Origin of the sequence: Blautia sp. TF10-30, assembly GCF_003481245.1 — a bacterium.
GTDB classification, from domain to species: domain Bacteria; phylum Bacillota; class Clostridia; order Lachnospirales; family Lachnospiraceae; genus Fusicatenibacter; species Fusicatenibacter saccharivorans.
On sequence record NZ_QUKM01000002.1, the window covers coordinates 240139 to 266484 of the forward strand.

Here is a 26346-nt window from a genome sequence, read left to right on the forward strand (position 1 = left end):
TCAGTCATTTTTGTGCATAACTTTTTGAATCATTTTTACTCCATTTCGGCCAAGAATATTTTTAGCTAGTTTTTTTGTTTTAGCCATAACATTTTGGTCATTTTCTGAAAAATCTCTTAGACTCTGAATCAAATCAAGAGCACTTACATCCTCATGTTCATCCATAAACACTTCAAAAAGTATCGGCTTTTCCTTATGTTCCGTAGCGGTAAACTCTTTCATTGCCGCAAGAAAGCTTGTTTTATCATTTGCCGACAAATACTGAAATCCCAAATCTTGTGCATAATGCTTTAAAAGTTCCTGTGATTTCTCGCCATAATGCCCATAAGCAGAAATATACGCATCTGCCGAGTCACCAAGGCCTGCTTTCTGAACGTTTCCCAACGAATTTTTAAATTCTCCTCCCAATCCATTATTGGCAACAAGAATACGTACATTCGATGAAATATGTCGGTTTCCCAAGCTATTCATATCGTAAAAAAATGCTAAATCTCCAAAAATACCATAGTATATGGTGTCAGAGTTCACAAGGGATGCGCCTATTAAACTTGATACACCTCCATCAATTCCAAAACCGCCTGTATTCGAATAACCGCGAATGCTACGATCAATTTCAAAACAATTCCAACAACGGAGAGAATTCAAAATTCCAAAATGAATAATGGAATTCTTTGGCATTTCTTTATACATGTTCTGTGCAATCCACAAAGAAGAAAATGCCATATCATTATTACTGTTCTGCATCGCCTCTATTTGTGAACGATATACAGCATGCCACTTTTCATATTGTGTAATCCGACTTTTTGGATTGTTTCCGCAATATGCCTTAAAGAAATCTTCTTCTTGCATTTCAAATACTTTTGTAAGATGTTGATATGTATCACGAATCTCGCCATCAGGATTCACTCTCCAGATTTCTTCGGCAGATGCTGGCCATGATGCTGAAATATTCCCCAAATGAATCAAAAGATTTATCTTTAAATTAGGAAACCCTACAATATCGAATACGCCACAAGGAATACCATACTTTCCGGTATAATTGCTTGTTTGATCATAAAAAACAAACGCATTATATTCTTCACAGAATGATTCAACCGAGGCTTTTAGTTTCTCATTCCATACCGAATGCGCTCCTACAAATATTGCAATATTTCCCTTAGATAATTCAGGTAATTTACTTTCTAAATCAACTCTTTGAATTACACGTTCTTCTGGAAGTTTGCTTACAGAAAAATCAAGGCTGTAGGATGTAGTCAAATTTATATGTACGGGTCCGCCTCCATTTCTTCGAAGTTCCAATAAAGCATCATTAATTTTTAAATTACATTCCCATTCATCTTGCTCATTCTCTATTACTGGAAGATGTACACTTTTTACTGCAATATCCTTTGGTATAACAGTTCTATCAATTAGCTGATCACGATTTTGCCCCAGCCATGCAATTGGTCGCGTTGCCGTTACCGCAATAACAGGCAATTTTCTATAGTATGCTTCTGTCAATCCGGGCATATAATTTCTTGATGCTGTAGCTCCAGTGCAACAAATCACAACAGGCTCTTGAGATTCTTCTGCTAGCCCACAGGCAATATATGCTGCGGATCGCTCATCAACAGAAGAATACAATTCAAAATCTCCATCATATTGTGCACTTGCTACAAAAGACGCGTTTGCACTTCCTGGGCTTAATACCATTTTTTTTATTTTATGCGCTTTTAATAGCGATAATAGCATTTGCACATTTCTTTCACTTGAATACATAATTTATTTTCCCCTTTACTATATGCTTTTGCAGAAAGGTTTCCTTGCTATTTTTTTATTATTTTCAATACTCGTGTAAATTTAAACTTGGTTATCCTATCAACCAGTTCAACCATCTGATTATAATAGCTATTTTTTCTATATATAACAAACATTGCTATATTTGACAAAACAACTGAAAAAATCAAATTTATTATAACCTGTCCTAACAAGGAAAGCTCTCTTGTTATTCTACATAAAATACAGCATAAAAATGTAATAATGCATGCGGCAATGAAATATGTCACAAACTCTTTCATGAATTGCTTCAAGCTTCTATGAAATACATACCTAAAAACATTACTAATCATCCATGGCATTGATATAAAAACATAACTAATGATGGTTGAAAGTAATATTGCGTAAATACCCCAAAATTGAACTAATACAATGTTAAGAAACAAATTGACCATTGCCGCAATAAGCGGACGAAATCTATCCTGATGCCATACGCCCGCAGCATCCTTATACATTCCATTTACCTGCTGCATCGTTACAAGATAAAAATAAACGCAAAAAAGTGCAACAACTATTTCATCAAAAATATAATCTTTTCCTACCCAAAGTTCTATAAATGGTTGGTATACTGTTGCAAAGCAACACATACAGACAGTAACGATCCAATTTATTAAAAATGTAAGAACTCTAAAATCATTATAATTTTTTTCTGCACTCTCCGTCACCATGCTATTACCGACTCCAGCTAAACAGGAGCTAAAAACTACTGTCAATATACCCATAACAGAGGACATAATAAAATAATAGTTTTGATACATGGCAAGAATTGTCAAACCTAAAAACGCTGATATAACAATTGTGTCTGCCGAATTAACAATCGTTGCACCAAGTTTTGCGGTAAACAAGTCTTTAATTCTTTGATTAATTGTTTTGACCGTTCTATCAGGCAAGTCTCCTTTTGGTTCCATGTCTGGATACAGATGCGATGCTGCCATCGCAGTAATAACATTCGCCATTGCCTGTGTAAAAAGCATAACGATAATGTAAAGATAATAGTTATGAAACAACCATAGGACAATTAATTGTGTCGCATATTGGAGCGATGTTGTTACAATCGTTATCTTGCTCGCTATATCGCTTCGTTGATAAGCTTGAAGTAAAGAATTTTTATAGGCAAACAGCCAATATGTCATTACTGTAGCTGCTAAGTTTAGCAGATATAAAATATAAACATTTAATTGTCCAGGAATATCTCCACTAATTAGTTTTGGAATCAAAGGGGTCAGCAAAACACCTACACAAGCGATTATTAGTCCAATAAAAAAATAGTATTTTTTATATAACTTTAACAATGCGCAAATAGTTGATTTGTCATTCTCAGCAATTGGCTTATACATACTATAAACCATCGCCGAACCCACTCCCAGTTCTGCAAGATTCAAAACTTGCAAAATGGATGTAAACAAACTATTTAATCCCAGATATTCTACACCCATCAGATAAATCATTGCCGTTCGCATTATAAACGGCAATAAAATCTGGTAAATCTTTAAAATGACTCCAAACACTATATTTCTTGTTGCGTTTTGAGTTCTGTTCATATCACTGTGCCTTCTCTTTTCTTTCCAATACCGTTGCTAAAATATCTGTTGTTTTATGAGCTTCAGACTTCATAAAGGTATGTTTATTACAGAGATACTTCTTGTATTCATCATAATGATTTACAAGCTGCTCAAAACGATTTTCAATAGTATCTTTTGATAAGTTTTTAAGGTCAATGCAATATTCTGCCAAATTCATTTTTTCCATAAAGCCTTTCATCTTTTGCTCATATGATATCGAAATGAAAGGTGTTCCCATCTTTGCAGAAAAAATATTACTATGGTATCGCATACCAATAACTGCGTATAATTGACCTATCAAATACTGCTGAAAGTAAGTATCATATCGCTCATCACTTGCTGTTACTACAAAATAATCATTTGTATCACAACAGAATGTACGCATCAAATCATAATCGTTTCCGTTTCCATATAATTGCGGAATAAACACCACGCCATAACCAGCCTTTGTAAGACTTGAAAGAAATTCGTGGAATACATCATGAATATTTTTTGAAATTGCAGGATTTTTAGAATACACCGGATGCCACAGTAAATCAGTAATTGTCACACCTACACATTTTTCATGTTTTTCTAAAAATCTCTTTAATTCCATATATTGATTCAGCTTTTCTTTGTTCTGCTCAATATTCACATCGTGTTGAAAAGCTGAGTCTAAGGTCAAAGAAATTGTTTTATCCGGAACAAAATCTCGTACATATTTCTCTGAAATAGGATCTCTTAACACAATAGCCTCTGAATGTTCCAGTACTTTTTTGCGCCATGAATTACGTTCTTCTCTCTGAAACGGTCCCATAGACGGAGCATAAAACATATATGGTTTATGCATTGCAATCAGCAAATCATAAATTGCAAGATAAGTTGGCTCATCACTATAATATGTATCTCCAATGCTTGGACCACCCGGTGCATGTAAAACAATATCAGCTTTAGAAATCTCCGAAATCAAAGTTTTTTCATTTGAAGAAATTGATACCCTTCCATCTGTCAGCACAGCGATTCTATGTGCAACCTTAGCTTTAGAAGAAATTGGCATAAACTGATGTATCATTTTTACATTTGATGGCATATTAGGGTACTTTGTACCCGCACCACGGATAGCTAATGTAATTTCAACTCCTGGATATGCAGCACTTATTTCATCTACCATCGCATGAACAGCCGCTTCATCGCCACGGTTGTCTGGATGACAATTAATAACTAGAATTTTCATTTTTCTTTATCCTTATAAATCAAATTTTTTTAACCATTCTGGAATAGCCAATGCTTGATACCCCGTTTCAATATATGGCTTATTTATAAACGCATCATCTATGACTATGTTGTTCCTGTCTACAATCAAGATGTTATCAGAATAAATTGGATATTCTTTTATGAACGGATTTACTGTGACCACTTTCGTTTTTGTTAACAATGCATCAAATGAACGTGTAGTAGGGCCTTCTTGTGTAGATTGCGGTACGTCTATAAGAACTTTTGACTTTCGCATATATTCGATATATTTTTCATATGTCAATGGCTGGTCATGGCAAAACTGTCCATTTGTATGTGTAGGATCATACAAATAAATGAATAGCCTGTACTCTTTTCCGTATTTTGAATACAATTCATCCGCAATTTTCTGTCGATCCGAGTGCGCTGATCCGATAAAAAGAATGTCATATAAATCTTTGGAATCATGCCCTACTATTTCATTTTGGACAAACATCGGGCAATACGAAAAATTGTACTTTTTACATTCAGAAATATTATATGCAAACTTCTCATTAAAGAACTTGATATGTGATTGTTTTATCAAATTTTTCACATCATCCCACGCATAGTAAATAAACCGCGCTTGCGGATTTCTTTCCTTTACTACTTGATAGAATTTATCAGACAAAAAAGATCCATTGATGCAAAAAACCACTGAATAGTAATTCTTCGCTGAATTTATCTTTTTAAGCGTTTGCATCAAATACTTAGCTTCAGCTCTTTCTTGATCATGTTCCTTAATTACGGAAAAAAGATTTCGCACCATCCACCGAAGTTTACTGCATTTTTTATATTCTTCGAGAATCGCTTTATCATATTGGTCGCAATTAAGCAATGTTACTTCATATTTTTTCCCCAACTGATTTTGCAAGCTTTTCTCATATCCCATAAATGAGGGCATTAAAAGTAAAAGCTTCTCCACCTAAACCATCCTTTCAGTTATATATGCTCTCTTAGCAACAGTGTTGTTTTTTCAACGATATCTCTCCAGAAAAATCGATTTATCGGAATTTGCACAGTGCTTTTTAGTTTTTCAATCCCGGATCCATTTTTTAACAGTTGCTTTGCGTTTTTATAGTGCGAAAGTTGTTCAAGCTGCCAATTGAACTTTTCGGAATTGAGAAATTTTGTAATGGCATCTTCCGTAAGCGAATCAATTTGTTTCATATTTTTGGCAAGATAATCTCTGAGCAGGAACTGCTCTGCCTCATGTGATTTCGATACGCCACTTTGACGTATTCTATAACTCAGTTCAACTTTAGGGATATTTCCAACTTTATATCCATGTGCTATTGCCCGAAGAATAAAATCATAATCTTCACAATGTGGTGTTTTGCGGTATCCTTGTAATTCAAAACAAACTTCTCGTTTTAGAAGCCACGTAGGATGACAAATACAGCTTCCCCATCGCATAAATTTTACAATTTGATTATGATTTATTGGAAACCTCATCAAAGATTTTATCGTTTTTCCATTTTCATCAATCGTTTCAATATAGCTACCAACCATATCCAAATGATTGTTTTGCAAATACAGTAACTCATCCTGTATTCTGGATGGACAACTTATATCATCAGCGTCCATTCTTGCCACATATTGACCGTTACAACATTTTAATCCGCTGTTTAAGCTTTTTACAAGTCCTAAATTTTTTTCATTATGTATAATTTTAATTCGACTGTCCTTATATGATTTCAATGTTTTTTCCAGTGCGTAATTATTGGGATTATCATTGATAATCAAAAATTCAAAATTGGAATATGTCTGGTGTAAAATGGAATTTATACTCTCATCCAATTCTTTTGTTGTTTCATTGTAGGTACTCATAAGGATAGAAATTAAAGGAGTATCCATACCACATCCTCCATTTTCAAAGGTTTACTCGATTCTCTTTTTTTTATTCTGAAGCCATGTCAGAAAATAAATAGCATAAATCCACCTATGCTCCATTGTAAAATTGTATATATACTGCGACTTATTAAAAGAGGCTTTAGGATAATTTTCTATTAATATTTGGACATCTTTTCTGGAACATATTTTCCTGATATTTTGAATTGCCGTTCCAAAACCATTTTTATCAGCATAAAATACTTCAAGTTTAATGCAGGTGCGAATATGCCCAATAAAATTCGTATTCAAACGATATTGTGCCTCTTTCGGCAATCCTAATTCCTGTATTTTTGTGCCCATATAATGATACAATTCCATAACAAGTTCTAACTTATTCGGCTTGTACGTATGTGTCAAAGACCCCTCATTAAAGCAATAATAATAAACAGGTTTATGGAGAACGTATACTTTTTCGCACAGAGGATATGCCTCTACACTAAACGCCAAGTCTTCCCAGATAAGTTTTCGTTCAGATGGAAAGACAAGATTGTTTTTAGTGAACAGTTCTTTTTTATACAATTTCCCCCATGCCGTATAAGATAGGGCATCAAGTTTGTTTCCGTTGTTGCCCATCATATGAACCATAAGTGCTTTCTTAATTTCATTTCCGCTATATAAACGCTCTGGTATTGCAACTCCTTGTACTTCATTTTTATAATAGTGAGTCGCAATTACCACATCTGCGTTTGTCGCAATAGCTCGATCCAGCATGGCTGTAATCGCATCCGAAGTTAAATAATCATCCGAATCAACAAATGTAATATACTCACCAGTAGCTCTTTCAATACCATAATTTCGTGTCAAGCCAAGACCTTCATTTTCTTTATGAAATACTCGAATCCGAGAATCTTTCAGCTCATATTCCTTACAGATTGAAAGTGAACTATCTTTTGATCCATCATCTACCAAGAGGATTTCAAGATTAGAATAGCTTTGTCCAATAAGCGAGTTCACGCATCTCTTCAGATACTTTTCTACATTATACACGGGAACAACAATTGATACTTTCTGCTCCATCCTTTCTTCCTCCTTTCCCTCAATACCAATTTAATAAAATCCCCAATTTTAGAGCAAGTGTTCCGCTGAATGTCAGCCTTTTGAAAGTTGGATCAAATAAAAGTGATATTTTGTCTTTGAACACTTTTTTGTAATCGCTTGCCTTTTTCAGAAAAGCGCGATCCTCTGACTGCAGAAGGTCACTATAAGCCTCTAACATAGCTGTACTGATATTAGGATACGATTTCTTTTGTAGCGTCTTTTTCAGTCTATATTGAATTGCAGTTCCTTTTGTTCCTTCTCCCGTAACACTGGTATCATACCGAATCCAATAATAAAGTTCTTCATCCACAAAGTATACCTTACCAAACCAGTGGCATAATGTTCCAACCCACATATCATGAGGCAAATCGTCCACTTCAGGCCACACTCGACAAACCAGCTCTTTTGCACTTTTATTGATAACCGTCGCTGCACCATAATTATATGTTTTGATCAGCGTAAGTTTTTTTGTCAGCTGTTCAGGCTTCAAAACTTCAACCTGTTCATCCAAGCGATTCAGCTGAACGTCACTCCGTTGCATTTTGCAATATGCCAGCTGTGGAACTTTATCTACCTCCTGCATCACATTAATACACCGAATCAATTTATTCGGTTTCCAGACATCATCCTGATCTGCAAATGCATAATAGTCTGCATCCCTGCACATCGAAAGACCAAGCCAAAAGCTTTTTGCAAATCCAACATTTTCTCCCTTAATAATTTCAATTTTGTTTTGTGGATGATTTTGTGCATATTTTTGTACAACTTCTACCGTATTATCTTTACTGCAATCATCTCGCACTAAGACTTGAACATCTACACCAACCTGTTCAAAAATTGAATCCAATTGTCGTTCAATATGTTTTGCGCCATTATATGCAGAAATTACAACTATTACTGTTTTCATATTTTTTCTATATTTCCTTTATATATTTCGTCGACTTTCTTTTCCACGTTTTTAATGATACTATCAACTCTAACATCATTAAAAGCCCAAAGAATAAACGGAAGAAACGAGTAATCCACCAAGTCATTATCAACAAAATTTGCTATAAAGACTGCGATTAATGCTCCTAATACACATGCGTTTTCCTTATTCTTTTTCGCCAAACAATAGGCAATCAAAAAGTAAACAAGTATAATTAAGATTCCATATCTCAATATTACATACAGATATCCATTATCCAAAACAATCGAACTTATATCTTTTCCATCAACATAAGTAGTGTTGTCTTTCACGAACGATTCATTACTCATAATATTTATAAGGTGAAGACCAATTCTTCTCATTTTAAATATCGCCAGTCTAAATCTACCTGAAAAGAAAGTGTCAATTGTGTTCCAAATTCCGCCTTTTAGTAGTAAAAACATCATTGAAAATGAAAAGATTGACATACAAGGTATACTTAAAACCGTAGTTCGATACAATATTTTATGCTCATCTTTCTTCATTTGCTTTGCAAAAACAACAAATAATGATAAAGCTAATGACAGAATTAATGCATTTCTCGAATGACAGAAAGTATTTGTGGCTCCTGCAAGTAACACAAAAAGAACTATTACGTTATCTCGTATTTTTTCTTTTACAATACAGATATAATACACTTCTAAATAAAAAATCAACAATGGCAAAACATTGCTATGGTAGAATCCAAATGAATGTCTGTTATAGTTAATTTGCTCTACTGTATTACGAGACGTTAAAATATCTGGCAACACTCCAAACATACAAAGAACCAAAACACTGATTATGCCGATTGCAATTATTCTTGAACTTGTTTTATAAACCCTTTCTATATCAACCTTTTTTGAATTATAAATAAGTAAGATTAAAACACTCCAATATAAATCTCCGGTTTTCACTCCATACAGCAATGTCACCATTAAAATAGCAACCATCCGGAAAAAATCTTTCTTCCTCAATCTCATATTAATGCAAGAAATAAAAATCAATATATATGATCCTATACGCAAATATCTCGCCAATATATCCATGCTACCGATATTATAGACATCGCCAATAAACAATGATATATACTGTATAATGTAGGACAAATAAAATAAAATTTCATCCTTTTTAAATTTTGTTATCACTTTTCTCCCCCATGATTCAACATCTGCGCAATACAAAGTAAACTAAATTTAATCGATCTAAGTTTTATGCCATAAACCAAGCTCCAACCCAAAATACGAATATATCCACAAAGCTTACTGCTAAAACCATTAAGGCTAGAATAATATAACGTATCATTTATTCTGATGCGGAACCGATTCCAGTATTTTTGAACATTCCTGCTGTCACTACGCTGAAAAAAATTTTGATATATTTTTACCGGAAGCGTGCAGAATTTCAACTCTTTTTTCCGAAAATCATCAAACAATTTTGTGTCAACGCAATCCATAAACAACCCTTCGTCATAGGTATACCCTTTGTATGCTTTTAATCTTACAGCAAGACAACTGTTGATCGCATTGAATTTATTCTGTGGAATTTGTTGTTCTGGGGATTTAATATACTTTCCTTTCAGCCAACCTGATTCATTTGGCGAATAAATCACGCCATTTTGCCCATATATCACCGGCACAAATACATCAAACGTTTTATCCACCACTTTATTTTTCAAGCAATCAAAGTATTCCTGTTTTACAGGTGTATCATCGTCAAACCAGATTACAATATCATCCTCAGACTTATCTTTTAGGATAGAAAGTGCATAATTGTATGCTTTTGATAATCCAACGTTTCCTCCCATACTATGATAGGTCAGCAAATCAATTGGGAAATATTCCTTGTTTTCTACCACATAGTCATCTGTGCTATTATCTAATACAATAATATGAAGTTGCTCTTCCTTGAGCTGCATTAAATGCGAAACCGTAATCGATTCCTGTATTTTTTTGTTGTATAAAACAACAACTGCATAATATTCGATCATCATTCCCGCCTTGCTTAGTTTTTTGTATTTGAGAAATACATCTTCATACTGTCCGCAGATCTTATTCCACGTGTACTCTTCTGCCACTCGTTTTTTTGCCCTCTGTCCCATCTCTGTAATTTCATCTGCACTCATTTGATCTGCTTTATCTATCAGCTTTGCAAGGCTCCCCGGCTTACGGCTCCAATAAAGAGCACAATCCTCTGCGACTTCTTTATTAAAGCCAACATCAACCAGCAGATTCAGATCCGTGCTGCCAAGAGCCTCAATCAACGACGGGTTTGTACCACCAACCGTATGGCCATGGAAATAGGCATAGGCGTTCTCTCGAATTTTCTTCAGCAATTCCTGATCATAAACAGTGCCAACGAACTTAATTCTCTTATCGCTCTTGAAATGAAGTTTTTCCTCAAGCTCATTCAGGAATTTGTCATTTACATTTGTGATAATGGCAAAGTCTTTTTTGCTCTTGCTCTTCATGAACTCTCGGATCATAACTTCAAAAGAGTTCTCCGGTACAAAGCGACCGACGACAAGGTAATATTCCTTCTTCGTCAGTCCTTTTTCTTTATACCAGTTCACTAGCTTTTCATCATCATCGGACAGCTTGCTAAGGGTCAAATCTGCACCATACGCAATAAACGTAGTCTTCGGATTTCGACCCTTAATGCCCTTTCCGTCATAGCACTCGTGGATATACTTCTCGATGTTCACTGAGTCACAGATAGCAAGGTCGCAGTATTTAACCATCATCTGCTCAGAAATCTTCCAGTATTTCCGAATCGGTGCAGACCACTTCGCTCTCATCCACTCGTGTCCGTCCGGATTCAGGTACACAGTGCCGCCCAGCTTATGAATTTCTTTGTAGAAATGAGCCGCAAAAGGTCCAATGCGGCAAGCCATAATGTAAACAATCGGATTTTTGATCTTATGTTCTTTTATGTATTTGCAGCAAGCATTCAATGCTGCAACATCATAATAAATGGCCTGCGCCGCACCAATTTGAGGGATATCAATTTTGAAACAATGTGCATTGTGGAACTCGAACTCGTGATCATTAATTCTGGTCACACCTTCCACTTTTGTTTCATCCATGCAGCCGTCACCGTTAGCCTTACACGCCACATGATATTTAATATTTTTCTTATTCTGATGGTACTCCGTGAGCTTGTAAACAAAGGTTTCATATCCACCGTATGCGCCTAAGCTCTTGGCTCCTACCAGAAATACGTGCTGTACTTCGTTTTCCCGCTGCATTCTTCCTACCCCTGTGTTCTTAAAATTTAAAAGTATCCTTCAGACCAAGCCACTTCTGGTCCTTATCACTCAAGTTCAGTACAGTACCATCTTCCAGCGTGTAGCCTTCTGCGCTGGCACTACCCTTGTACTCGCCCTTCAACTCCGGCCATTCAATGCCAATCTCCGGGTCATTCCAAGCCATGCCACCTTCATCATTCGGATGCCAGAAGTCATTGACCTTGTAGCAGAACTCTGCTTCATCACTCAGAACCAGGAAGCCATGTGCAAAGCCTTCCGGAATGAGGAACTGTTTCTTATTCTCCGCGGACAGTGTAACGCCATACCACTTGCCATAGGTTTCAGAGTTGCTTCTAAGATCAACCGCAACATCAAACACAGTGCCACGCACGGCACGTACCAGCTTGCACTGCGGATACTGCTTCTGGAAATGCAGGCCACGCAGCACGCCCTTTGTGGACATAGACTGGTTATCCTGTACAAAATGAATGTCGATGCCAGCTTCCTTCATATCTTTTTCGTTGTAGGTTTCCATAAAATAGCCACGGGCATCACCGTGAACAGCAGGCTCAATAACACAAAGTCCTTCAATGCCGCCTACATTTTTCTCAACTTTAATCTGTCCCATTTCTTCTATCTCCTCTATTACTGCTCGATCTCTTTCAGGTAACGGCTCAGTGCATCTTGCCAAGTCGGAAGCGGAGTAAAGCCAGCTTCCACCAGCTTGCTCTTATCTAAACGACTGTTGAACGGACGAGCTGCCTTGCTCAGACCATACTCTGCCGTGGTCACCGGCAGGACTTCCGTCTTATATCCAGCCTGACGATAAATTTCCTTTGTGAAATCATACCAACTGATATAGCCACCCTCATTAGTTGCATGGTAATAGCCGTACTTCTCAGTCTCATTCATATCGACGAGCAGTCGAGCTAAATCATATGTATAGGTCGGTGTGCCAATCTGGTCATTAACCACACGAACAATATCGTGGGTCTTGCCGACATTCAGCATGGTCTTGATAAAGTTCTTACCATTCAAGCCAAACACCCATGCAATGCGGACAATGAAATACTTGTCCAGCGTCTGGCTGACTGCCAGTTCACCTTCCAACTTCGTCTGGCCATACACATTCAGTGGCTTGTAATCCTTGCAGTCCGGCTGCCAGGGCTCAGTGCCCTGACCGTCAAACACATAATCCGTGCTGATATAGGTCATCTTGCAGTCCAATTTCTTGCAGATATTTGCAATGTTCTGAGTGCCACCTGCATTGATAGCACGGACTTTCGCCACTTTATCGTCGTCCTCTGCCATATCCACAGCAGTCCATGCTGCACAATGGATCACGGCATCCGGATTTACTTCTGTAATAACTTTTTCAACGGCATCTTTATCAGTAATGTCCAGTGCTACATACGGTGCTTTTGTTACCGCAGAACCGTCTGACACGCCGCTGTAGTTTTCCTGAATATCAGAACCCACACCTTCGTGACCGCGCTTTAGCAGCTCATTCATCACATCATGTCCCAGCTGACCGCCAACGCCTGTTACAAAAAACTTCATGTTCTTTCCTCCTGTTAGCGGTTGCTGTACATTTTCTCGTAGTAGTTCTGGTATTCACCGCTGATAATGGTCTCCCACCACTCACGGTTATCGAGATACCACTGAATAGTCTTCTTGATGCCATCCTCAAACTTGGTCTCCGGCAACCAGCCCAGCTCATTGTGAATCTTGGTCGGGTCGATGGCATAACGCATATCATGACCCTTACGATCACCAACATGGGTAATCAGACTCTCCGGCTTGCCCAGCTCCTTGCAGATAATCTTCACGATCTCAATGTTCTGCTTCTCGTTGTGGCCGCCGACATTGTAGACTTCGCCCACACGACCCTTGTGGATAATCAGATCAATAGCCTTGCAGTGATCTTCAACATACAGCCAGTCACGGACATTCAGACCTTCGCCATAAACAGGCAGCGGCTTGTCAGCCAGTGCATTGGCGATCATCAGCGGAATCAGCTTCTCCGGGAAGTGATACGGGCCATAGTTGTTGGAGCAACGAGAAATGGTCACAGGCAGGCCGTAGGTACGGTGGTAAGCCAGAACCAACAGGTCAGCAGCAGCTTTGGAGCTACTGTACGGAGAGCTGGTATGAATCGGAGTCTCCTCAGTGAAGAACAGGTCAGGACGATCCAGCGGCAGGTCACCGTAAACCTCATCGGTAGAAACCTGATGATAACGCTGAATACCGTACTTGCGGCAAGCATCCATCAGCACAGAAGTGCCGATAATATTGGTCTGAAGGAAGATGCCAGGATCTTCAATAGAACGGTCAACATGAGACTCTGCCGCAAAGTTGACCACGATGTCCGGATGTTCTTCTTCAAACAGTTTATTCACAGCTTCACGGTCACAAATATCAGCCTTCACAAAGCGGAAGTTCGGATTATCCATAACAGGTGCCAGTGTGGACAGATTTCCTGCATAGGTCAGCTTGTCCAGACAGATAATCCGATAATCCGGATACTTCTTCAGCATGTGGAACACAAAGTTACTACCAATAAAACCAGCACCACCGGTAACAATAATTTTCATGATTTTAATCTCCTCTACACTTATCTATGTATTTTTTACTCGTTTCTAATTAGTACAGATGTTCCTGATACTTGCCGTCCATGACGTCCTTCAGGTACTGACCATACTGGTTCTTCTTCATGACCTCATAGACTTCCATCAGTTCATCCTTGCTGATCCAACCATTCAGGTACGCAATCTCCTCCAAGCAGGCAATCTTGCGATGCTGATGCTGCTCCACGGTCTTCACAAAGTTGGTAGCATCAACAAGGCTCTCATGTGTACCAGTGTCCAGCCAAGTAAAGCCCTGACCCAGCAGTTCTACATTCAGAGTACCATCTTCCAGATAAATACGGTTCAAATCGGTAATTTCTAATTCACCACGCGCAGAAGGTTTCAGGTTCTTTGCAAACTCGACCACACGGTTATCGTAGAAATACAGACCGGTTACGCAATAGTTGCTCTTCGGATGCTCCGGTTTTTCCTCGATAGAAATGGCCTTACCGTTCTTGTCAAACTCAACAATTCCGAAACGCTCCGGATCGTCCACATAATAGCCAAACACCGTTGCACCCTTGCCGCTCTCAGCGTTTTCTACTGCGGCAGTCAATCTTTTCTTTAATCCATGACCGGCAAAAATGTTATCGCCCAGAACCATTGCCACAGAATCGTTTCCGATGAAATCAGCACCAAGGATAAAAGCCTGTGCCAGTCCATCCGGGGACGGCTGAACAGCATAAGTCAAATTTACACCAAACTGGTGTCCATCGCCCAGTAGGTTCTCGAAACGAGGTGTATCCTGCGGTGTGGAGATGATCAAAATGTCACGGATGCCAGCGTTCATCAGAACGGACATCGGATAATAAATCATCGGTTTATCAAAAATAGGTAAGAGTTGCTTGCTCGTCACTTTCGTTAATGGATACAGACGAGTGCCCGATCCACCTGCTAAAATAATGCCTTTCATAACATCTATTCCTCCGTCTTTTAATCTTTAAAAATATCTATGTACACATCCATATGGATGGTATTTCTCTCTAATTTCTGCTGTGTTCACCACACAATCGGCTAAATGTTTTCTTATGCTGTCGTATCCAATTACCCCAGCAATCGTGTTTTCTACTTCATAAAACATCCGTTGAGTACACTCGTCTCTATTTCTCTATAGCCGAAGTGCTGTTTTATACAGTCGAACCCCGTATACCCTGCAATGATGTTTTTTCTAAGTGTTGGATTGTTGAATCGAACCCTGTCGGCGCATGAGTTTTGTTAAAACCGTATATATCACCCAGTCCAATTTCGTCATTCATTGTTCATTATGAATAAATCATGCACTCTCACCGCCCAAAACATGTATTTATCATCGCCATCTATGCTCTACTCAACAGCTGTTTTATGAGGTAGAAATCATCTGTTTTTCTCTATTTTTCATGACTCAACAAACCGTAATGATGTAGGTGTCATTAGTGGGTCAGATAGTGTACTCAACAGCATTTTCAGACGTTAATGATAAACTCATGGATTTTTGTTGTTTTCTCCTGTTTTCCGCCATTTCTATGATTCTTCTGAAAAGGATGTGCCAATTTTGTGCCACAGGGGTCAAAAGTTCAGCGTTTTGTATGAGTATCTAGCATTTATAGCTCATATAGCTGTGAAATATAGCCAATTTCAGCAACTCAATTAGTGTGCAAAACAGGTTCTTTTCGACTATGCTACGTCAATATGGTTTGTTGAGTAGACATTGCCAGTTATATACATTCCGTTTGTAATGATACTTAACATATTTTTGTGACTTATGGCCTATTAAAACAGCATTTAGCCTTAGTCCAATAATATCATATACATTCTAGCTTATTTGCTCCAGTTTGTAAACATTATGAAGCACCTTTTTTCACAGAATGTCGAACTTTTTCCTATTTGTTTCTTTTATCATTACCATTGCTTTACATAATCTCTATTCGCACAAAAAAGGATTAGCAACCTTTCGAAAATGACACGTTCCTAATCCCTTTTATTTTCCTATCCTATTCCATTTCTTTCCTTCTCAAAATATCAAACCTATCCAATTCCACGCCAAGATCAATCCACAATTTCTGCTTTGGATGCGGCGCACTCTCCATCTGGTTCCCTTCATCATCCCAGATCCCCTTCACCGTAACGCAGACATTCTCCCCATCCGGTTTCATCACTTCAATCTCTTCCCCAACCGAAAACTTATTCCTCTGCTCAATCGCATATCTGCTTTTTTCATTCTTCTCCCCAACAATCCCCAGATACGTATACTCCTTCACATACGTATTACTATCATAAATCTGGCTCTCATGATCCGGCTTTCCATAGAAAAATCCCGTAGTAAACTGCCTGTACGTACAGTTCGAGATCTGATCCCGATACCACTCCATATTCTCCTCATACTTCTTAGGGCTCTCCAGATAATCATCAATTGCCTTCCGATACGTCCTTGCCACCGTCGCCACATACAGCGCCGTCTTCATTCTTCCTTCAATCTTATAACTGTCAATTCCCGCATCCAGCAAATCCGGGATATGCTCAATCATACAAAGATCTTTCGAGTTAAAGATATACGTCCCTCTCTCATTCTCATACACCGGCAGATACTCCCCCGGTCTGGACTCTTCCACGACCGCATACTTCCACCGGCACGGATGTGTGCAGGCGCCCTGGTTCGCATCTCTTCCCGTGAAATAATTGGACAGCAGACATCTTCCCGAGTACGAAATACACATCGCCCCATGAATAAATGTCTCAATCTCCATCTCCTCCGGAATATGCTCCCGAATCTCTTTGATCTCCGCCAGCGACAGCTCCCGCGCTGTCACGACGCGCTTCGCCCCCTGTTCATACCAGAACTGATACGTTCCATAGTTCGTATTATTCGCCTGTGTGCTGATATGCCGCTCAATCTCCGGGCACACTTCCATCGCAATCCGATACACTCCCGGATCCGAAATAATGAGTGCATCCGGTCCAATCTCTTTTAATTCGGCAAAGTAAGCCCGCACGCCCTCAAGATCCTGGTTATGTGCCAGAATATTCGCGGTGACATAGACCTTTACGCCATGCTCATGCGCAAACTCCACACCTTCTTTCATATCTTCCATCGAAAAGTTCTTCGCCTTCGCCCGAAGTCCGAAGACTTCTCCGCCGATATATACGGCATCTGCGCCGAAGATCACTGCTACTTTTAATACTTCCAGACTGCTGGCTGGAACCAGTAATTCCGGTTTTCTCATGTTGTTTCCTCTCTCTTCTCATGGCTTTTCATCGTAATCGCGATTCCATCTCCCAGCGGCACGACCGATGTCAGCAGCCCTTCATTGTGTGTCAGTTCAAATAAGTATTCCCGCATCCGTTTGTGGATCGTGCGGTTCCGGCGTTCCACGGCGAAGCGGGATTCGATGACGTCGCCGTCCTGCAGCACGTTGTCGGTGATCAGTACGCCGTTCTTATCAAGGACACGCAGGACTTCCGGCAGGAAGTGGATGTACTGTCCCTTAGCGGCGTCCATAAAGATAAAATCATACGGCCCGTCCAGGGTTTTTAAGACTTCTGCAGCGTCTCCCGGGATCAGCGTGATGCGGTCGGCGAAGCCGGATTTTTCGAAGTTCTCCCGTGCGATCGGGATGCGTTTTTCGTAATTTTCTATTGTGGTAATCTCTGCGTCCGGTTCGCCGTACTGTGCCATGAAAACAGCAGAGAATCCTACGGCAGTTCCTACCTCCAGGATTCTCTTTGGCTGTTTCATCTTTAAGAATACTTTTAAAAAGCTCTGCATTTCACGGCGAATGACCGGCACCCGGTCCTGTTTGGCCGTCCGCTCCAGATTTTCCAGAAACGGGGTGTGGCCGGTGTCCAGGGAATTGATGTAGGTTACCATTCGTTCGTCTATTATCATGTAAGATTCCTCTTGTTTTGCAAACGTGCGTTATTCCGCGGACGGCTGTCCTTCGGTGTTAATGCCGGCCAGAATTTCCAGCATTTCATCGACGGTCTGTGCGGTGTTCAGCACGTAGGAACCGTCCTTGATGCCGCCGTAGTAGCCGGACAGGCGGTACTGGACTTCGAAAACCAGAAGGCTTTCGTCGATCAGTCCGTTGTCTTTCAGGAGTTCGCCAAGTTCTTTCGCCTCCATGCCGGAACGCACCTGTACGGTGACTTCCTTTCCCTTTTCTCTGGATGCGACTGGCTCCTCGGCAAACACGTCATGTCCAAACTGATATGAAGTTTTCGCTGCCAGAATGATCACAAGAATCACGCAGACGTAAATGAGCAGGCGCACGGTTCCTTTCGCACCTGTCAGCGCTGCGCGGTATCCGGCATCCCTTTTCTTTTCGGACATGGGCGCTCTCCTTTTGATTTTCGGTTTTAGATTTCCGGTACGCCGATGCGGATTTCTTCTGAAATGCAGTCCTGCACCTTCTGTACCATCTTACAGACCTCGAGTTCCGCTTCAAGATAGGCGTTTGCTTTCTCGCTTTTGCGGAGTGCGTAGGAATCCCGCTCGAGGGAATCTACGGCGTCGTAGAGGTCTACGTTTTCTGACTGCTGCAGTCGATAATTGCGGATTCGATAGTCATCGACCCGGCTTTTTAGTTCCGGGTCTTTTTCGAGTTCCTGTTCCATACATAAGTAATTCTGATATGCCCTGCTCTCCCGCATTTCTTCGATGAGCGCGTTCAGGCACTCTGTTACTTTGTCCATGGTATTTATGCCTCCATGATGATCGGAAGGATCATCGGTCTTCTCTTTGTTTTCTTCCATACATAATCGCCGAGGGCATCTTTGATCGTGGATTTGATCTTGCCCCAGTCGGAGATATTTTTGGAAAGGCAGCCATCCAGTGCCTCTTCTACAACTTCTCTTGCCTCGCCCATCAAATCCTCGGATTCGCGTACATAGACGAAACCGCGGGATACGATGTCCGGGCCGGCCAGAAGCTGGTTTGTTCTCTTTTCGAGAGTCAGTACAACGACCATGATTCCGTCCTCGGACAGATGCTGGCGGTCACGCAGGACGATATTTCCTACATCACCAACGCCGAGTCCGTCGACCATGATGGCTCCGGTGTGGACTTTGCCAGTTACTGCTGCGCCGTCCTCATCGAGTTCCATGACATCACCGGAATACATGAGGAAGATGTTCTCTTTCGGGATGCCGAGGCTCTGTGCTACTTCTGCGTGTGCTTTTAAGTGGCGGTATTCGCCGTGTACCGGGATCGCGTATTTCGGTTTTACCAGGGAGTAGATCAGCTTGATTTCCTCCTGGCAGGCATGTCCGGATACGTGAACGTCCTGGAATACGACGTTGGCACCCTGTGCAGACAGTTCGTTGATGACGTTCGAAACGGCTTTTTCATTTCCCGGGATTGGGTGGGAACTGAAGATCACGGTGTCGCCCGGCAGGATCGAGATCTTTTTGTGCAGGTGTGCCGCCATACGGGACAGCGCTGCCATGGACTCGCCCTGGCTTCCGGTGGTGATCAGGACAAGCTGCTCGCCGGTGTAGTTTTTCATCTGCTCCACATCGATCAGGGTATTTTCCGGGATATTGATGTAGCCCAGCTCCTGCGCGATGGAGATGATGTTGACCATACTGCGGCCTTCGATGACAACTTTACGGCCGTATTTATAAGCAGAGTTGATGATCTGCTGCACACGGTCGACGTTCGATGCGAAGGTTGCGATGATGATTCGGGAATTCTGATGCTCGGCAAACAGGCCGTCGATCGTCTTTCCTACGGTCCGCTCGGACATGGTAAAGCCAGGCCGCTCTGCATTGGTACTGTCGCACATCAGTGCCAGAACGCCTTTCTTTCCGATCTCTGCGAATCTCTGCAGGTCGATGACATCACCAAAGACTGGTGTGTAGTCGACTTTGAAGTCTCCGGTGTGGACGATGATGCCAGCCGGGGAGTAGATTGCCAGTGCTGCTGCATCTGCAATGCTGTGGTTTGTTTTGATAAACTCAATGCGGAATGCGCCCAGGTTGATGGACTGTCCGTGTTTGATGATTTTCCGTTTTGTGGTACGGAGCAGGTTGTGCTCCTTTAATTTGTTTTCGATCAGGCCAATCGTCAGTTTGGTGGCGTAGACCGGCACGTTCACTTCTTTTAAGATGTAAGGCAGGGCTCCGATATGGTCCTCGTGGCCGTGGGTGATGACGAAGCCTTTGACTTTGTCGATGTTTTCTTTCAGATACGTTACATCCGGGATGACCAGGTCGATACCGAGCATGTCGTCTTCCGGGAATGCAAGTCCGCAGTCTACGACGATGATACTGTCCTCATACTCGAAAACGGTGATGTTCATACCGATCTGTTCCAGACCGCCAAGCGGTATAATTTTTAGTTTACTTCCATTATTCTTTTTCAAATAGCACCTCCGCGCATGTTTTCCAAACGATTCCGTTACCGGTACGGCTTCACGCACGCATCCCCTGAGCGTCACTTCAGGCTGATGGAGCATGTCCCGCACCTGCAGGATTTGCCCTTTAAAGCGCTGTCCCGGTCCCGCTTTGTCTGCGTCCCGGTATGGCTTCAAAACGGCTGGTTCAATAGGTGATGTCTGCCTCGTCATCCAACATGGAAGCAAATACGCCGGAAACGGCATCGAATTCGGTGTCGTCTTCTACCATAACATACTCTGCCTCTGCGTCGGTGTCGGTGGAGATATCCTTCAGAATATAGGCATTTGCCTCGTCGTCCTTTGAATCGGATACCAGAATATAGTTGACTCCGTTGATTCTGGTCTGCTCCTCCACGTAAAATTCTTCTTTGCCGCCATCATCTGTTACAAATGTTATTTTTTCCATACAATATTCCTTTGTTCAGTTTTCCTGTGATTCCTTCTGATGGGAAAGATAGTCCAGATATCCCTGCAGGATAAAAACAGCTGCAATCATATCTACGTACTCCTTGCGGTTTTCCCTGCGGATTCCGGTTTCCATCATGGTGCGGTCTGCTTCGACTGTTGTCAGCCGCTCGTCCCACATAACAACGGGCAGACCTGTCCGTCTCTCCAGCATTTCTTTGAACTCGAGAGATTTTTCGGCCCGCTCTCCGATGTCGTTGTTCATATGTTTCGGGAAGCCGAGTACGATTTTTTCCACGCCGTACTCTTTTGCTATCTCTTCAATCCGGGCCAGCGTCTGGCGCAGCTTATTCTCCGATTTTCTGCGGACAATTTCGATTCCCTGTGCAGTAAGACCCAGAGGGTCGCTGACTGCCACCCCTACTGTTTTTGAGCCGTAATCTAATCCCATTATTCTCATAGTAATTACGCTCACTTCCAGGATTCATTTTTGATGTACTCTTTTAACAGTTCCTCTACCAGCTCGTCACGCTCTACTTTCATGATCAGGCTTCTGGCTCCCTTGAAGCTTGTAATGTACGTCGGATCGCCTGACATGATATAGCCTACGATCTGGTTGACTGGATTATACCCTTTTTCTACCATGGCGTTGTAAACGGTTTCGAGTACCTCTTTTACCTGAATCTCCGGCTCTGTTTTTACTTTAAAATATTGTGTGTTACTTAATCCTGACATTCTTTTCACGTCCTCGTATTTATTGATATCATTTATATTCTAATACATGTTATGGGAAATTTCAATCGTGAAATTGCCCAACTATTTGAATGTTACAGTTCACTGCATCTCAGCGAACTGTAACATTCAAAGCCCGCATGGAAAATTTTGCTTTGCGAAGTGGCGGCAGCTATTTCTGATGTTATTTTATCCCTGAAAACGCCGCATTATTCATATGAATTGGAAGTAAAAATCATTTCCAGAATTCTCTGGGCACAGGCGGTCAGGTCTTTTTCCTCGAGATACTGGTCATTTTCGGCACTCAGCGCATCCAGGATTTCGCGGCGGTCGGTGTCGGTTCCCGGCATCACAAGATCGTTTCCGGCAGCGATGCATTTTGCGGCAGAGGAGCCTCCGTCGGCGTTTGTTGTGGTCCAGTCTGTCATGATGATGCCGGCAAAGCCCCATTCCTTTCTTGCAGCGGTTGTGCACAGACCGTAGCTGTTGGCGGTGTGGACACCGTTTACCTTGTTGTAGGAGGTCATGATCGCCTTTGGCTGGGATTCCTTGATTGCAATTTCGAAGCCCTTCAGGTAAATCTCACGCAGGGCGCGCTCGGAAATGATGCTCGATACGCCGCGGCGGTTTTCTTCCTGATTGTTGCAGGCGTAATGTTTGATGGTCGTTCCGACCCCGTACTGGCTCTGGACGCCTCTTGTGAGGGCTGCCGCCATTTTTCCGCTGACAAGCGGATCCTCGGAATAGTATTCGAAGTTGCGTCCGCAGAGCGGATTGCGGTGGATGTTCATGCCCGGTGCAAGCCAGAGGGTCACGCCGAACTCCTCCAGCTCTGCGCCGATCATGCGGCCTACTTCCTCGAGAAGCTCTGTGTCGAATGTCTGCGCCAGAAGCGTTCCGACCGGGATCGCACTGCAGTACTGATAATAATCTTCTCCGTCGGTGTGGAGGAATTCGGTTCCGAAAATACGGTTCTCGAGACGCTGATACATGTTCATTTTGTAAACACTGCCGTCCGACGGATTTTTCTGATAATGGGAGGTGATGCGGATACCTGCCGGCCCGTCAGCCAGAATGACATTGGCAACACCGTATTTTTCCAGCAAGGAGGCGGTTGTCTCCCCGGCTGCACCCGGTACGGTAATGGCAGCGGCTCCGATGATTTCTTTGCTTCCGCTGCTGCGGCCGCAGACAAGAGCCGTTTTTTCTTCCGGTGTCAGCTTCTGAGCGAGTTCGGCGGCTTTTTCCCTTGCCTTGCGCCGTCTTTCTTCCCATTTCTGCTGTTCTGCTCCACATTTGCAGTTTCCGGCGTCCTCTTTCGCTTCTGTTGTTTCTGCTTCAAATTCACAGCCGTTGGCATCGCATTCCTTTGCTTCTGCTGCATTTGTTTTTCCGAATTTCAGAATTTTATACATTTCTTCGGCACTCTTTCCATCGTGGATCAGACCTTTTTCGTCCAGGAACAGCAGCGGGATTTCTGCTTCCTTTTCTTCCCACATCTGCTCCCGTTCTGCTCTCCAGCGCTCCTCTTTTTCCTCTTCCGGCTGAATTTCCTTTAATGCGTCGAGCAGCGGGCAGATGTTGGTCAGATGCTCGGTTTCCACGGTTTTATCAAGTGTCAGTCTCGCAGCCAGGGTTACATCCCGGCTTGAGGTTCCGACCAGAAAATCATAGTCTCCGGCCTCCATACAGTATACGGCTTTGCCTGTCCGGTAGGATTCCAGCAGGACAGTTGGTACCTTAAGGTGCAGTGTCTCGGATTCTCCCGGCTGCAGCAGTGCTGTTTTTCCAAAAGCGACCAGACGTTTTCTCTCTTTTTTCAGTTTTCCAAACGGGCAGGCAGCGTAAATCTGTACAACTTCTTTTCCGGCACAGGAGCCGGTGTTTGTTACTTTTACGGTTACTGTGATTGTTTTTGGCTCTGCATCCGGCTTCCACGCTGCATTTTCTGTTGCTACGTCAAAGGTCGTATAGGACATTCCATATCCGAACGGCTGACGACTCCCACGGGCAAGCCCGTGGGGTTCTTACTACCAAGTTTAGCTTGTAATCGTACATCATTCTCAGACTTTGGAATACAAGTGTAAGTCTATTTGAGTAAGGACTTTTATTGCCGGGCAGTCCTACGACCACATTGACGGCAAATTTCTATCTTTTGATAAGGAAGTATCGTCAATCTCCCTAACGTATTTCATTTATGCTGTTTTTATTCCACTATTTAAAATTTTAATCTGATTCGCCTGAATCCATTCAATTAAGGCTTTTTCCCTCTTGTAATGTTTTTCAAATTCTGTTCTACATTTTGTTTTATTTATCTCTTCTATTTTATCATCGTAACAGTATAGTAAAAATGAGGAATACCAGTCTCGCTGTACCAATGTTCCATCCACTAAATGATACATTCTATCCGACAACTTCTTTTTGACATAAGCATCTGCGGTATGGTCATATTGACTTGCTCTATAATTGCTCGCCACTTCTATATATCTGCCACCAGACACTTCAAATTTCTTTTCTATTGTCGTTTGAAATCCACCAGGGCATCGATTCTTTATTGATTTACCGAAACGCTTTTTCTTGTTAAACTTACCTTTATTGTTTTTCGTAGTCTCTTTCGCTCGTTTCATAAGTTTACTGGCATTTTTAGGCTCTGTAATCAACACATCTCCAAGGCTTCTTAGATAGTTGGCATCTTCATTTATCGCAAGCTGTCTGTTTCTTTCATTAATACGGCATAATTCTGCGTGTTTCGCTTTCAGTCTTTTATAATGATTCGAGTATTTCCAAATCTTTCGACCTTTTTTAATCGTACCATCCTTATTATAATTCTGTGGATTGGTCGCTCGTCTGCTTCTATCCATTGCACAATAATAAATTCTTTCTAATCGCTCGGATTTTTGAATACTGTTCCCTCTTTCGGATAAGTTTTTAAGACCAACCTCCGTATCCGATGTATAAGCAACGGTCTGCGTTCCAATATCCGCACCAATGATACCTTTTCCAAATTTATGCCTTGGATTCCCAAATCTGTCATATTTCGGTTTTGCTTTCCCCTCAATCGTTAAGTGCAAATACACTCTGTATTTCCCACGAATCAACTTTGGTACAAGCGTAGCATAGCAGGGTCTGTAAGTATTGATACAATACGCTTTCTCTGCAAATATCTGGATTGCTTTCTTATCTATTATTTCAGGTTCAGCAAGGTAATCCAAAACAGCGTGAATTTCATCCGATTGAAATCTATCTTTCAGTTGTATTCCAAACGTAGATTTACCAAATTTAAATTGCAATTGATTCTCTTTCACAGAAATTGGAATCCCACGATTCCTTTGTTTGGCTCGAATACAGGGCAACACTCCATATTTAGAAAAGTGGAGTGTCTTACCATTTGCATATAAGCATTTTTCTATCCCTCTCCAAATATCTTCGGCTTTTGTAAGTGCAAATATAGCATCAATCCCATATTTTTTACCGATTGGTATCATAGATGTTCTACAATCATCCCATGTAACATGATATTGCTTTTGCATTTCATTCAGCTGACGGGCAAGTACTTTTCGTTTCTTTTTCTCTTCTGTAGCACCATAAAGTTTCCGTACTTTCCGATACCTTTTCGTACGGATAAGCTGGTCGTAATTCTTTCTCATAAGACCAACCAGTTCATTTCCTGCTTTTCGAATCTTATCAGAAAGAGCTACCACCTTTTGTATATCAGAAAAAGACATATCGGTTTCTACGACCAGGATATGTCTGTCAGAATGTTTATGAAATTGTCTTAGGCTTTTCTTATATTCCTTCTCATTCATGACTTTTCTGTTCCTCTATATACTGCATTACTGTTGCTTCACTTATCTGTCCCACTGTAGATATAAAATATCCCCTCGACCATAAAACACCACATCTTGCATAAAACCGTTTCAGTGTTGGATATGCCTTAAATAATTCAATCGCACTTTTACTTTTGAGTGTTCTAACCACATCGCAGGGAGCGACTGTTTGTGGCACATCTACAAAAATATGGATATGGTCCGGCATTACTTCAAGTGCTTTAATTCTATATCCGTAATCCTCGCATATTTTTTGTAGTATCTGTTTGAGAGTCATATCTGCTTTCCCATGTAATACAGAAAATCTAAATTTTGGACACCAGATAATATGATATTGTATCAGATACTTGCAATGCGAAGCACTATGATAGGGTTTCCTGCTCATCATTCTGTTCTCCTAACTGATACTTTTCCTGAATTCCTCGACGCATTAAATCAAGAAATGTAATTGTTTTCCCTTCCTCAACAGAATAGATACGAGCAATATTTTCCAGTTCTTTTTTCCACTCCATAGGAATTGAAATGTTAATTTGTACATTGTTTGATTTCGGTCTTCCCATGCACTTAACCTCCTTTTTATCTATGCATATATTATACATCTATTCTATGTAAAAACCAAGTAAAAAATATGT

25 protein-coding genes are annotated in these 26346 nt (G+C 41.1%); all 25 read right to left on the reverse strand.

From position 1 onward, the window contains the following. Positions 1-1758 carry a thiamine pyrophosphate-binding protein gene (locus DXD02_RS03565; protein ID WP_118641054.1) on the reverse strand — a complete coding sequence of 586 codons (1758 nt, stop codon included), beginning with the start codon at positions 1756-1758 and terminating at the stop codon, positions 1-3. A 47-nt stretch (positions 1759-1805) separates the two neighbouring features. Next, positions 1806-3356 carry a lipopolysaccharide biosynthesis protein gene (locus tag DXD02_RS03570; RefSeq protein WP_118641056.1) on the reverse strand — a complete coding sequence of 517 codons (1551 nt, stop codon included), beginning with the start codon at positions 3354-3356 and terminating at the stop codon, positions 1806-1808. A gap of 1 nt (position 3357) precedes the next feature. Further along, positions 3358-4590 (reverse strand): polysaccharide pyruvyl transferase family protein, encoded by a 1233-nt coding sequence (locus tag DXD02_RS03575; protein ID WP_118641057.1) that lies wholly within the window; start codon positions 4588-4590, stop codon positions 3358-3360. A gap of 12 nt (positions 4591-4602) precedes the next feature. After that, positions 4603-5553: a hypothetical protein gene (locus DXD02_RS03580; RefSeq protein ID WP_147399057.1), complete on the reverse strand. Its 951-nt coding sequence runs from the start codon at positions 5551-5553 to the stop codon at positions 4603-4605. Positions 5554-5570: 17 nt separating this feature from the next. Then, positions 5571-6485 (reverse strand): glycosyltransferase, encoded by a 915-nt coding sequence (locus tag DXD02_RS03585; protein WP_118641061.1) that lies wholly within the window; start codon positions 6483-6485, stop codon positions 5571-5573. 24 nt (positions 6486-6509) lie between these two features. Continuing rightward, positions 6510-7538, reverse strand: coding sequence for a glycosyltransferase family 2 protein (locus DXD02_RS03590; RefSeq protein ID WP_118641063.1), 1029 nt, complete (start codon positions 7536-7538; stop codon positions 6510-6512). A 19-nt stretch (positions 7539-7557) separates the two neighbouring features. Next, the gene (locus DXD02_RS03595; protein ID WP_118641065.1) at positions 7558-8466 is read right to left on the reverse strand and encodes a glycosyltransferase; all 909 of its coding nucleotides are present in this window, start codon (positions 8464-8466) and stop codon (positions 7558-7560) included. Beyond that, on the reverse strand, positions 8463-9653 hold the full coding sequence (locus tag DXD02_RS03600) for a hypothetical protein (protein WP_118641067.1): 1191 nt from the start codon (positions 9651-9653) through the stop codon (positions 8463-8465). Before DXD02_RS03600 ends, DXD02_RS03595 begins: the two co-directional genes overlap by 4 nt. Beyond that, positions 9650-11752, reverse strand: coding sequence for a beta 1-4 rhamnosyltransferase Cps2T (gene cps2T / locus DXD02_RS16025; protein ID WP_118666399.1), 2103 nt, complete (start codon positions 11750-11752; stop codon positions 9650-9652). The genes DXD02_RS03600 and cps2T overlap by 4 nt, the downstream gene beginning before the upstream one ends. Before the next feature lie 19 nt (positions 11753-11771). Further along, positions 11772-12380 (reverse strand): dTDP-4-dehydrorhamnose 3,5-epimerase, encoded by a 609-nt coding sequence (gene rfbC / locus DXD02_RS03610; protein ID WP_118641073.1) that lies wholly within the window; start codon positions 12378-12380, stop codon positions 11772-11774. A gap of 17 nt (positions 12381-12397) precedes the next feature. After that, positions 12398-13312: a dTDP-4-dehydrorhamnose reductase gene (rfbD, locus tag DXD02_RS03615; RefSeq protein WP_118641075.1), complete on the reverse strand. Its 915-nt coding sequence runs from the start codon at positions 13310-13312 to the stop codon at positions 12398-12400. A 14-nt stretch (positions 13313-13326) separates the two neighbouring features. Further along, a complete protein-coding gene (rfbB, locus tag DXD02_RS03620) occupies positions 13327-14346 on the reverse strand; it encodes a dTDP-glucose 4,6-dehydratase (RefSeq protein WP_118641077.1) in 1020 nt (339 codons plus the stop codon). Between the two features lie 49 nt (positions 14347-14395). Continuing rightward, on the reverse strand, positions 14396-15292 hold the full coding sequence (gene rfbA / locus DXD02_RS03625) for a glucose-1-phosphate thymidylyltransferase RfbA (RefSeq protein ID WP_118666400.1): 897 nt from the start codon (positions 15290-15292) through the stop codon (positions 14396-14398). Positions 15293-16349: 1057 nt separating this feature from the next. Continuing rightward, positions 16350-17579, reverse strand: coding sequence for a peptidase U32 family protein (locus DXD02_RS03630; RefSeq protein ID WP_117509576.1), 1230 nt, complete (start codon positions 17577-17579; stop codon positions 16350-16352). Beyond that, a complete protein-coding gene (locus DXD02_RS03635; protein WP_118666401.1) occupies positions 17576-18241 on the reverse strand; it encodes an O-methyltransferase in 666 nt (221 codons plus the stop codon). The genes DXD02_RS03630 and DXD02_RS03635 overlap by 4 nt, the downstream gene beginning before the upstream one ends. Positions 18242-18271: 30 nt before the next feature. Then, on the reverse strand, positions 18272-18685 hold the full coding sequence (locus DXD02_RS03640) for a solute-binding protein (RefSeq protein ID WP_118666402.1): 414 nt from the start codon (positions 18683-18685) through the stop codon (positions 18272-18274). Between the two features lie 26 nt (positions 18686-18711). Continuing rightward, entirely contained in the window at positions 18712-19047 is a 336-nt protein-coding gene (locus DXD02_RS03645) for a YlbF family regulator (RefSeq protein WP_158580147.1), read from the reverse strand. A gap of 5 nt (positions 19048-19052) precedes the next feature. After that, positions 19053-20717, reverse strand: a complete 1665-nt coding sequence (locus DXD02_RS03650; protein ID WP_055218756.1) for a ribonuclease J — start codon at positions 20715-20717, stop codon at positions 19053-19055. A gap of 178 nt (positions 20718-20895) precedes the next feature. After that, positions 20896-21156, reverse strand: a complete 261-nt coding sequence (locus tag DXD02_RS03655; RefSeq protein WP_022461718.1) for a DUF1292 domain-containing protein — start codon at positions 21154-21156, stop codon at positions 20896-20898. A 15-nt stretch (positions 21157-21171) separates the two neighbouring features. After that, entirely contained in the window at positions 21172-21615 is a 444-nt protein-coding gene (gene ruvX / locus DXD02_RS03660; protein ID WP_055228327.1) for a Holliday junction resolvase RuvX, read from the reverse strand. 11 nt (positions 21616-21626) lie between these two features. Beyond that, complete coding sequence (locus DXD02_RS03665; RefSeq protein ID WP_022461716.1) at positions 21627-21890, reverse strand: IreB family regulatory phosphoprotein; 264 nt, start codon at positions 21888-21890, stop codon at positions 21627-21629. Positions 21891-22096: 206 nt separating this feature from the next. Beyond that, positions 22097-23866, reverse strand: coding sequence for a glycoside hydrolase family 3 N-terminal domain-containing protein (locus DXD02_RS03670; protein WP_119206897.1), 1770 nt, complete (start codon positions 23864-23866; stop codon positions 22097-22099). Positions 23867-24082: 216 nt separating this feature from the next. Then, a complete protein-coding gene (locus DXD02_RS03675; protein WP_118666404.1) occupies positions 24083-25693 on the reverse strand; it encodes a hypothetical protein in 1611 nt (536 codons plus the stop codon). After that, complete coding sequence (gene tnpA, locus DXD02_RS03680; RefSeq protein ID WP_055228324.1) at positions 25686-26099, reverse strand: IS200/IS605 family transposase; 414 nt, start codon at positions 26097-26099, stop codon at positions 25686-25688. Before tnpA ends, DXD02_RS03675 begins: the two co-directional genes overlap by 8 nt. Next, a complete protein-coding gene (locus DXD02_RS03685) occupies positions 26077-26274 on the reverse strand; it encodes a hypothetical protein (RefSeq protein ID WP_055228323.1) in 198 nt (65 codons plus the stop codon). The genes tnpA and DXD02_RS03685 overlap by 23 nt, the downstream gene beginning before the upstream one ends. Positions 26275-26346 lie beyond the last annotated feature (72 nt).

Excerpts from the sequence above, each read along its gene's own strand:
- DXD02_RS03565 (WP_118641054.1), bottom strand. The coding sequence starts at position 1,758 with ATGTATTCAAGTGAAAGAAATGTGCAAATGCTATTATCGCTATTAAAA.
- DXD02_RS03570 (WP_118641056.1), bottom strand. The coding sequence starts at position 3,356 with ATGAACAGAACTCAAAACGCAACAAGAAATATAGTGTTTGGAGTCATT.
- DXD02_RS03575 (WP_118641057.1), bottom strand. The coding sequence starts at position 4,590 with ATGAAAATTCTAGTTATTAATTGTCATCCAGACAACCGTGGCGATGAA.
- DXD02_RS03585 (WP_118641061.1), bottom strand. The coding sequence starts at position 6,485 with ATGGATACTCCTTTAATTTCTATCCTTATGAGTACCTACAATGAAACA.
- DXD02_RS03590 (WP_118641063.1), bottom strand. The coding sequence starts at position 7,538 with ATGGAGCAGAAAGTATCAATTGTTGTTCCCGTGTATAATGTAGAAAAG.
- DXD02_RS03595 (WP_118641065.1), bottom strand. The coding sequence starts at position 8,466 with ATGAAAACAGTAATAGTTGTAATTTCTGCATATAATGGCGCAAAACAT.
- cps2T (WP_118666399.1), bottom strand. The coding sequence starts at position 11,752 with ATGCAGCGGGAAAACGAAGTACAGCACGTATTTCTGGTAGGAGCCAAG.
- rfbC (WP_118641073.1), bottom strand. The coding sequence starts at position 12,380 with ATGGGACAGATTAAAGTTGAGAAAAATGTAGGCGGCATTGAAGGACTT.
- rfbD (WP_118641075.1), bottom strand. The coding sequence starts at position 13,312 with ATGAAGTTTTTTGTAACAGGCGTTGGCGGTCAGCTGGGACATGATGTG.
- rfbB (WP_118641077.1), bottom strand. The coding sequence starts at position 14,346 with ATGAAAATTATTGTTACCGGTGGTGCTGGTTTTATTGGTAGTAACTTT.
- rfbA (WP_118666400.1), bottom strand. The coding sequence starts at position 15,292 with ATGAAAGGCATTATTTTAGCAGGTGGATCGGGCACTCGTCTGTATCCA.
- DXD02_RS03630 (WP_117509576.1), bottom strand. The coding sequence starts at position 17,579 with ATGAGAAAACCGGAATTACTGGTTCCAGCCAGCAGTCTGGAAGTATTA.
- DXD02_RS03635 (WP_118666401.1), bottom strand. The coding sequence starts at position 18,241 with ATGATAATAGACGAACGAATGGTAACCTACATCAATTCCCTGGACACC.
- DXD02_RS03640 (WP_118666402.1), bottom strand. The coding sequence starts at position 18,685 with ATGTCCGAAAAGAAAAGGGATGCCGGATACCGCGCAGCGCTGACAGGT.
- DXD02_RS03645 (WP_158580147.1), bottom strand. The coding sequence starts at position 19,047 with ATGGACAAAGTAACAGAGTGCCTGAACGCGCTCATCGAAGAAATGCGG.
- DXD02_RS03655 (WP_022461718.1), bottom strand. The coding sequence starts at position 21,156 with ATGGAAAAAATAACATTTGTAACAGATGATGGCGGCAAAGAAGAATTT.
- ruvX (WP_055228327.1), bottom strand. The coding sequence starts at position 21,615 with ATGAGAATAATGGGATTAGATTACGGCTCAAAAACAGTAGGGGTGGCA.
- DXD02_RS03665 (WP_022461716.1), bottom strand. The coding sequence starts at position 21,890 with ATGTCAGGATTAAGTAACACACAATATTTTAAAGTAAAAACAGAGCCG.
- DXD02_RS03670 (WP_119206897.1), bottom strand. The coding sequence starts at position 23,866 with ATGTCCTATACGACCTTTGACGTAGCAACAGAAAATGCAGCGTGGAAG.
- DXD02_RS03675 (WP_118666404.1), bottom strand. The coding sequence starts at position 25,693 with ATGAATGAGAAGGAATATAAGAAAAGCCTAAGACAATTTCATAAACAT.
- tnpA (WP_055228324.1), bottom strand. The coding sequence starts at position 26,099 with ATGAGCAGGAAACCCTATCATAGTGCTTCGCATTGCAAGTATCTGATA.
- DXD02_RS03685 (WP_055228323.1), bottom strand. The coding sequence starts at position 26,274 with ATGGGAAGACCGAAATCAAACAATGTACAAATTAACATTTCAATTCCT.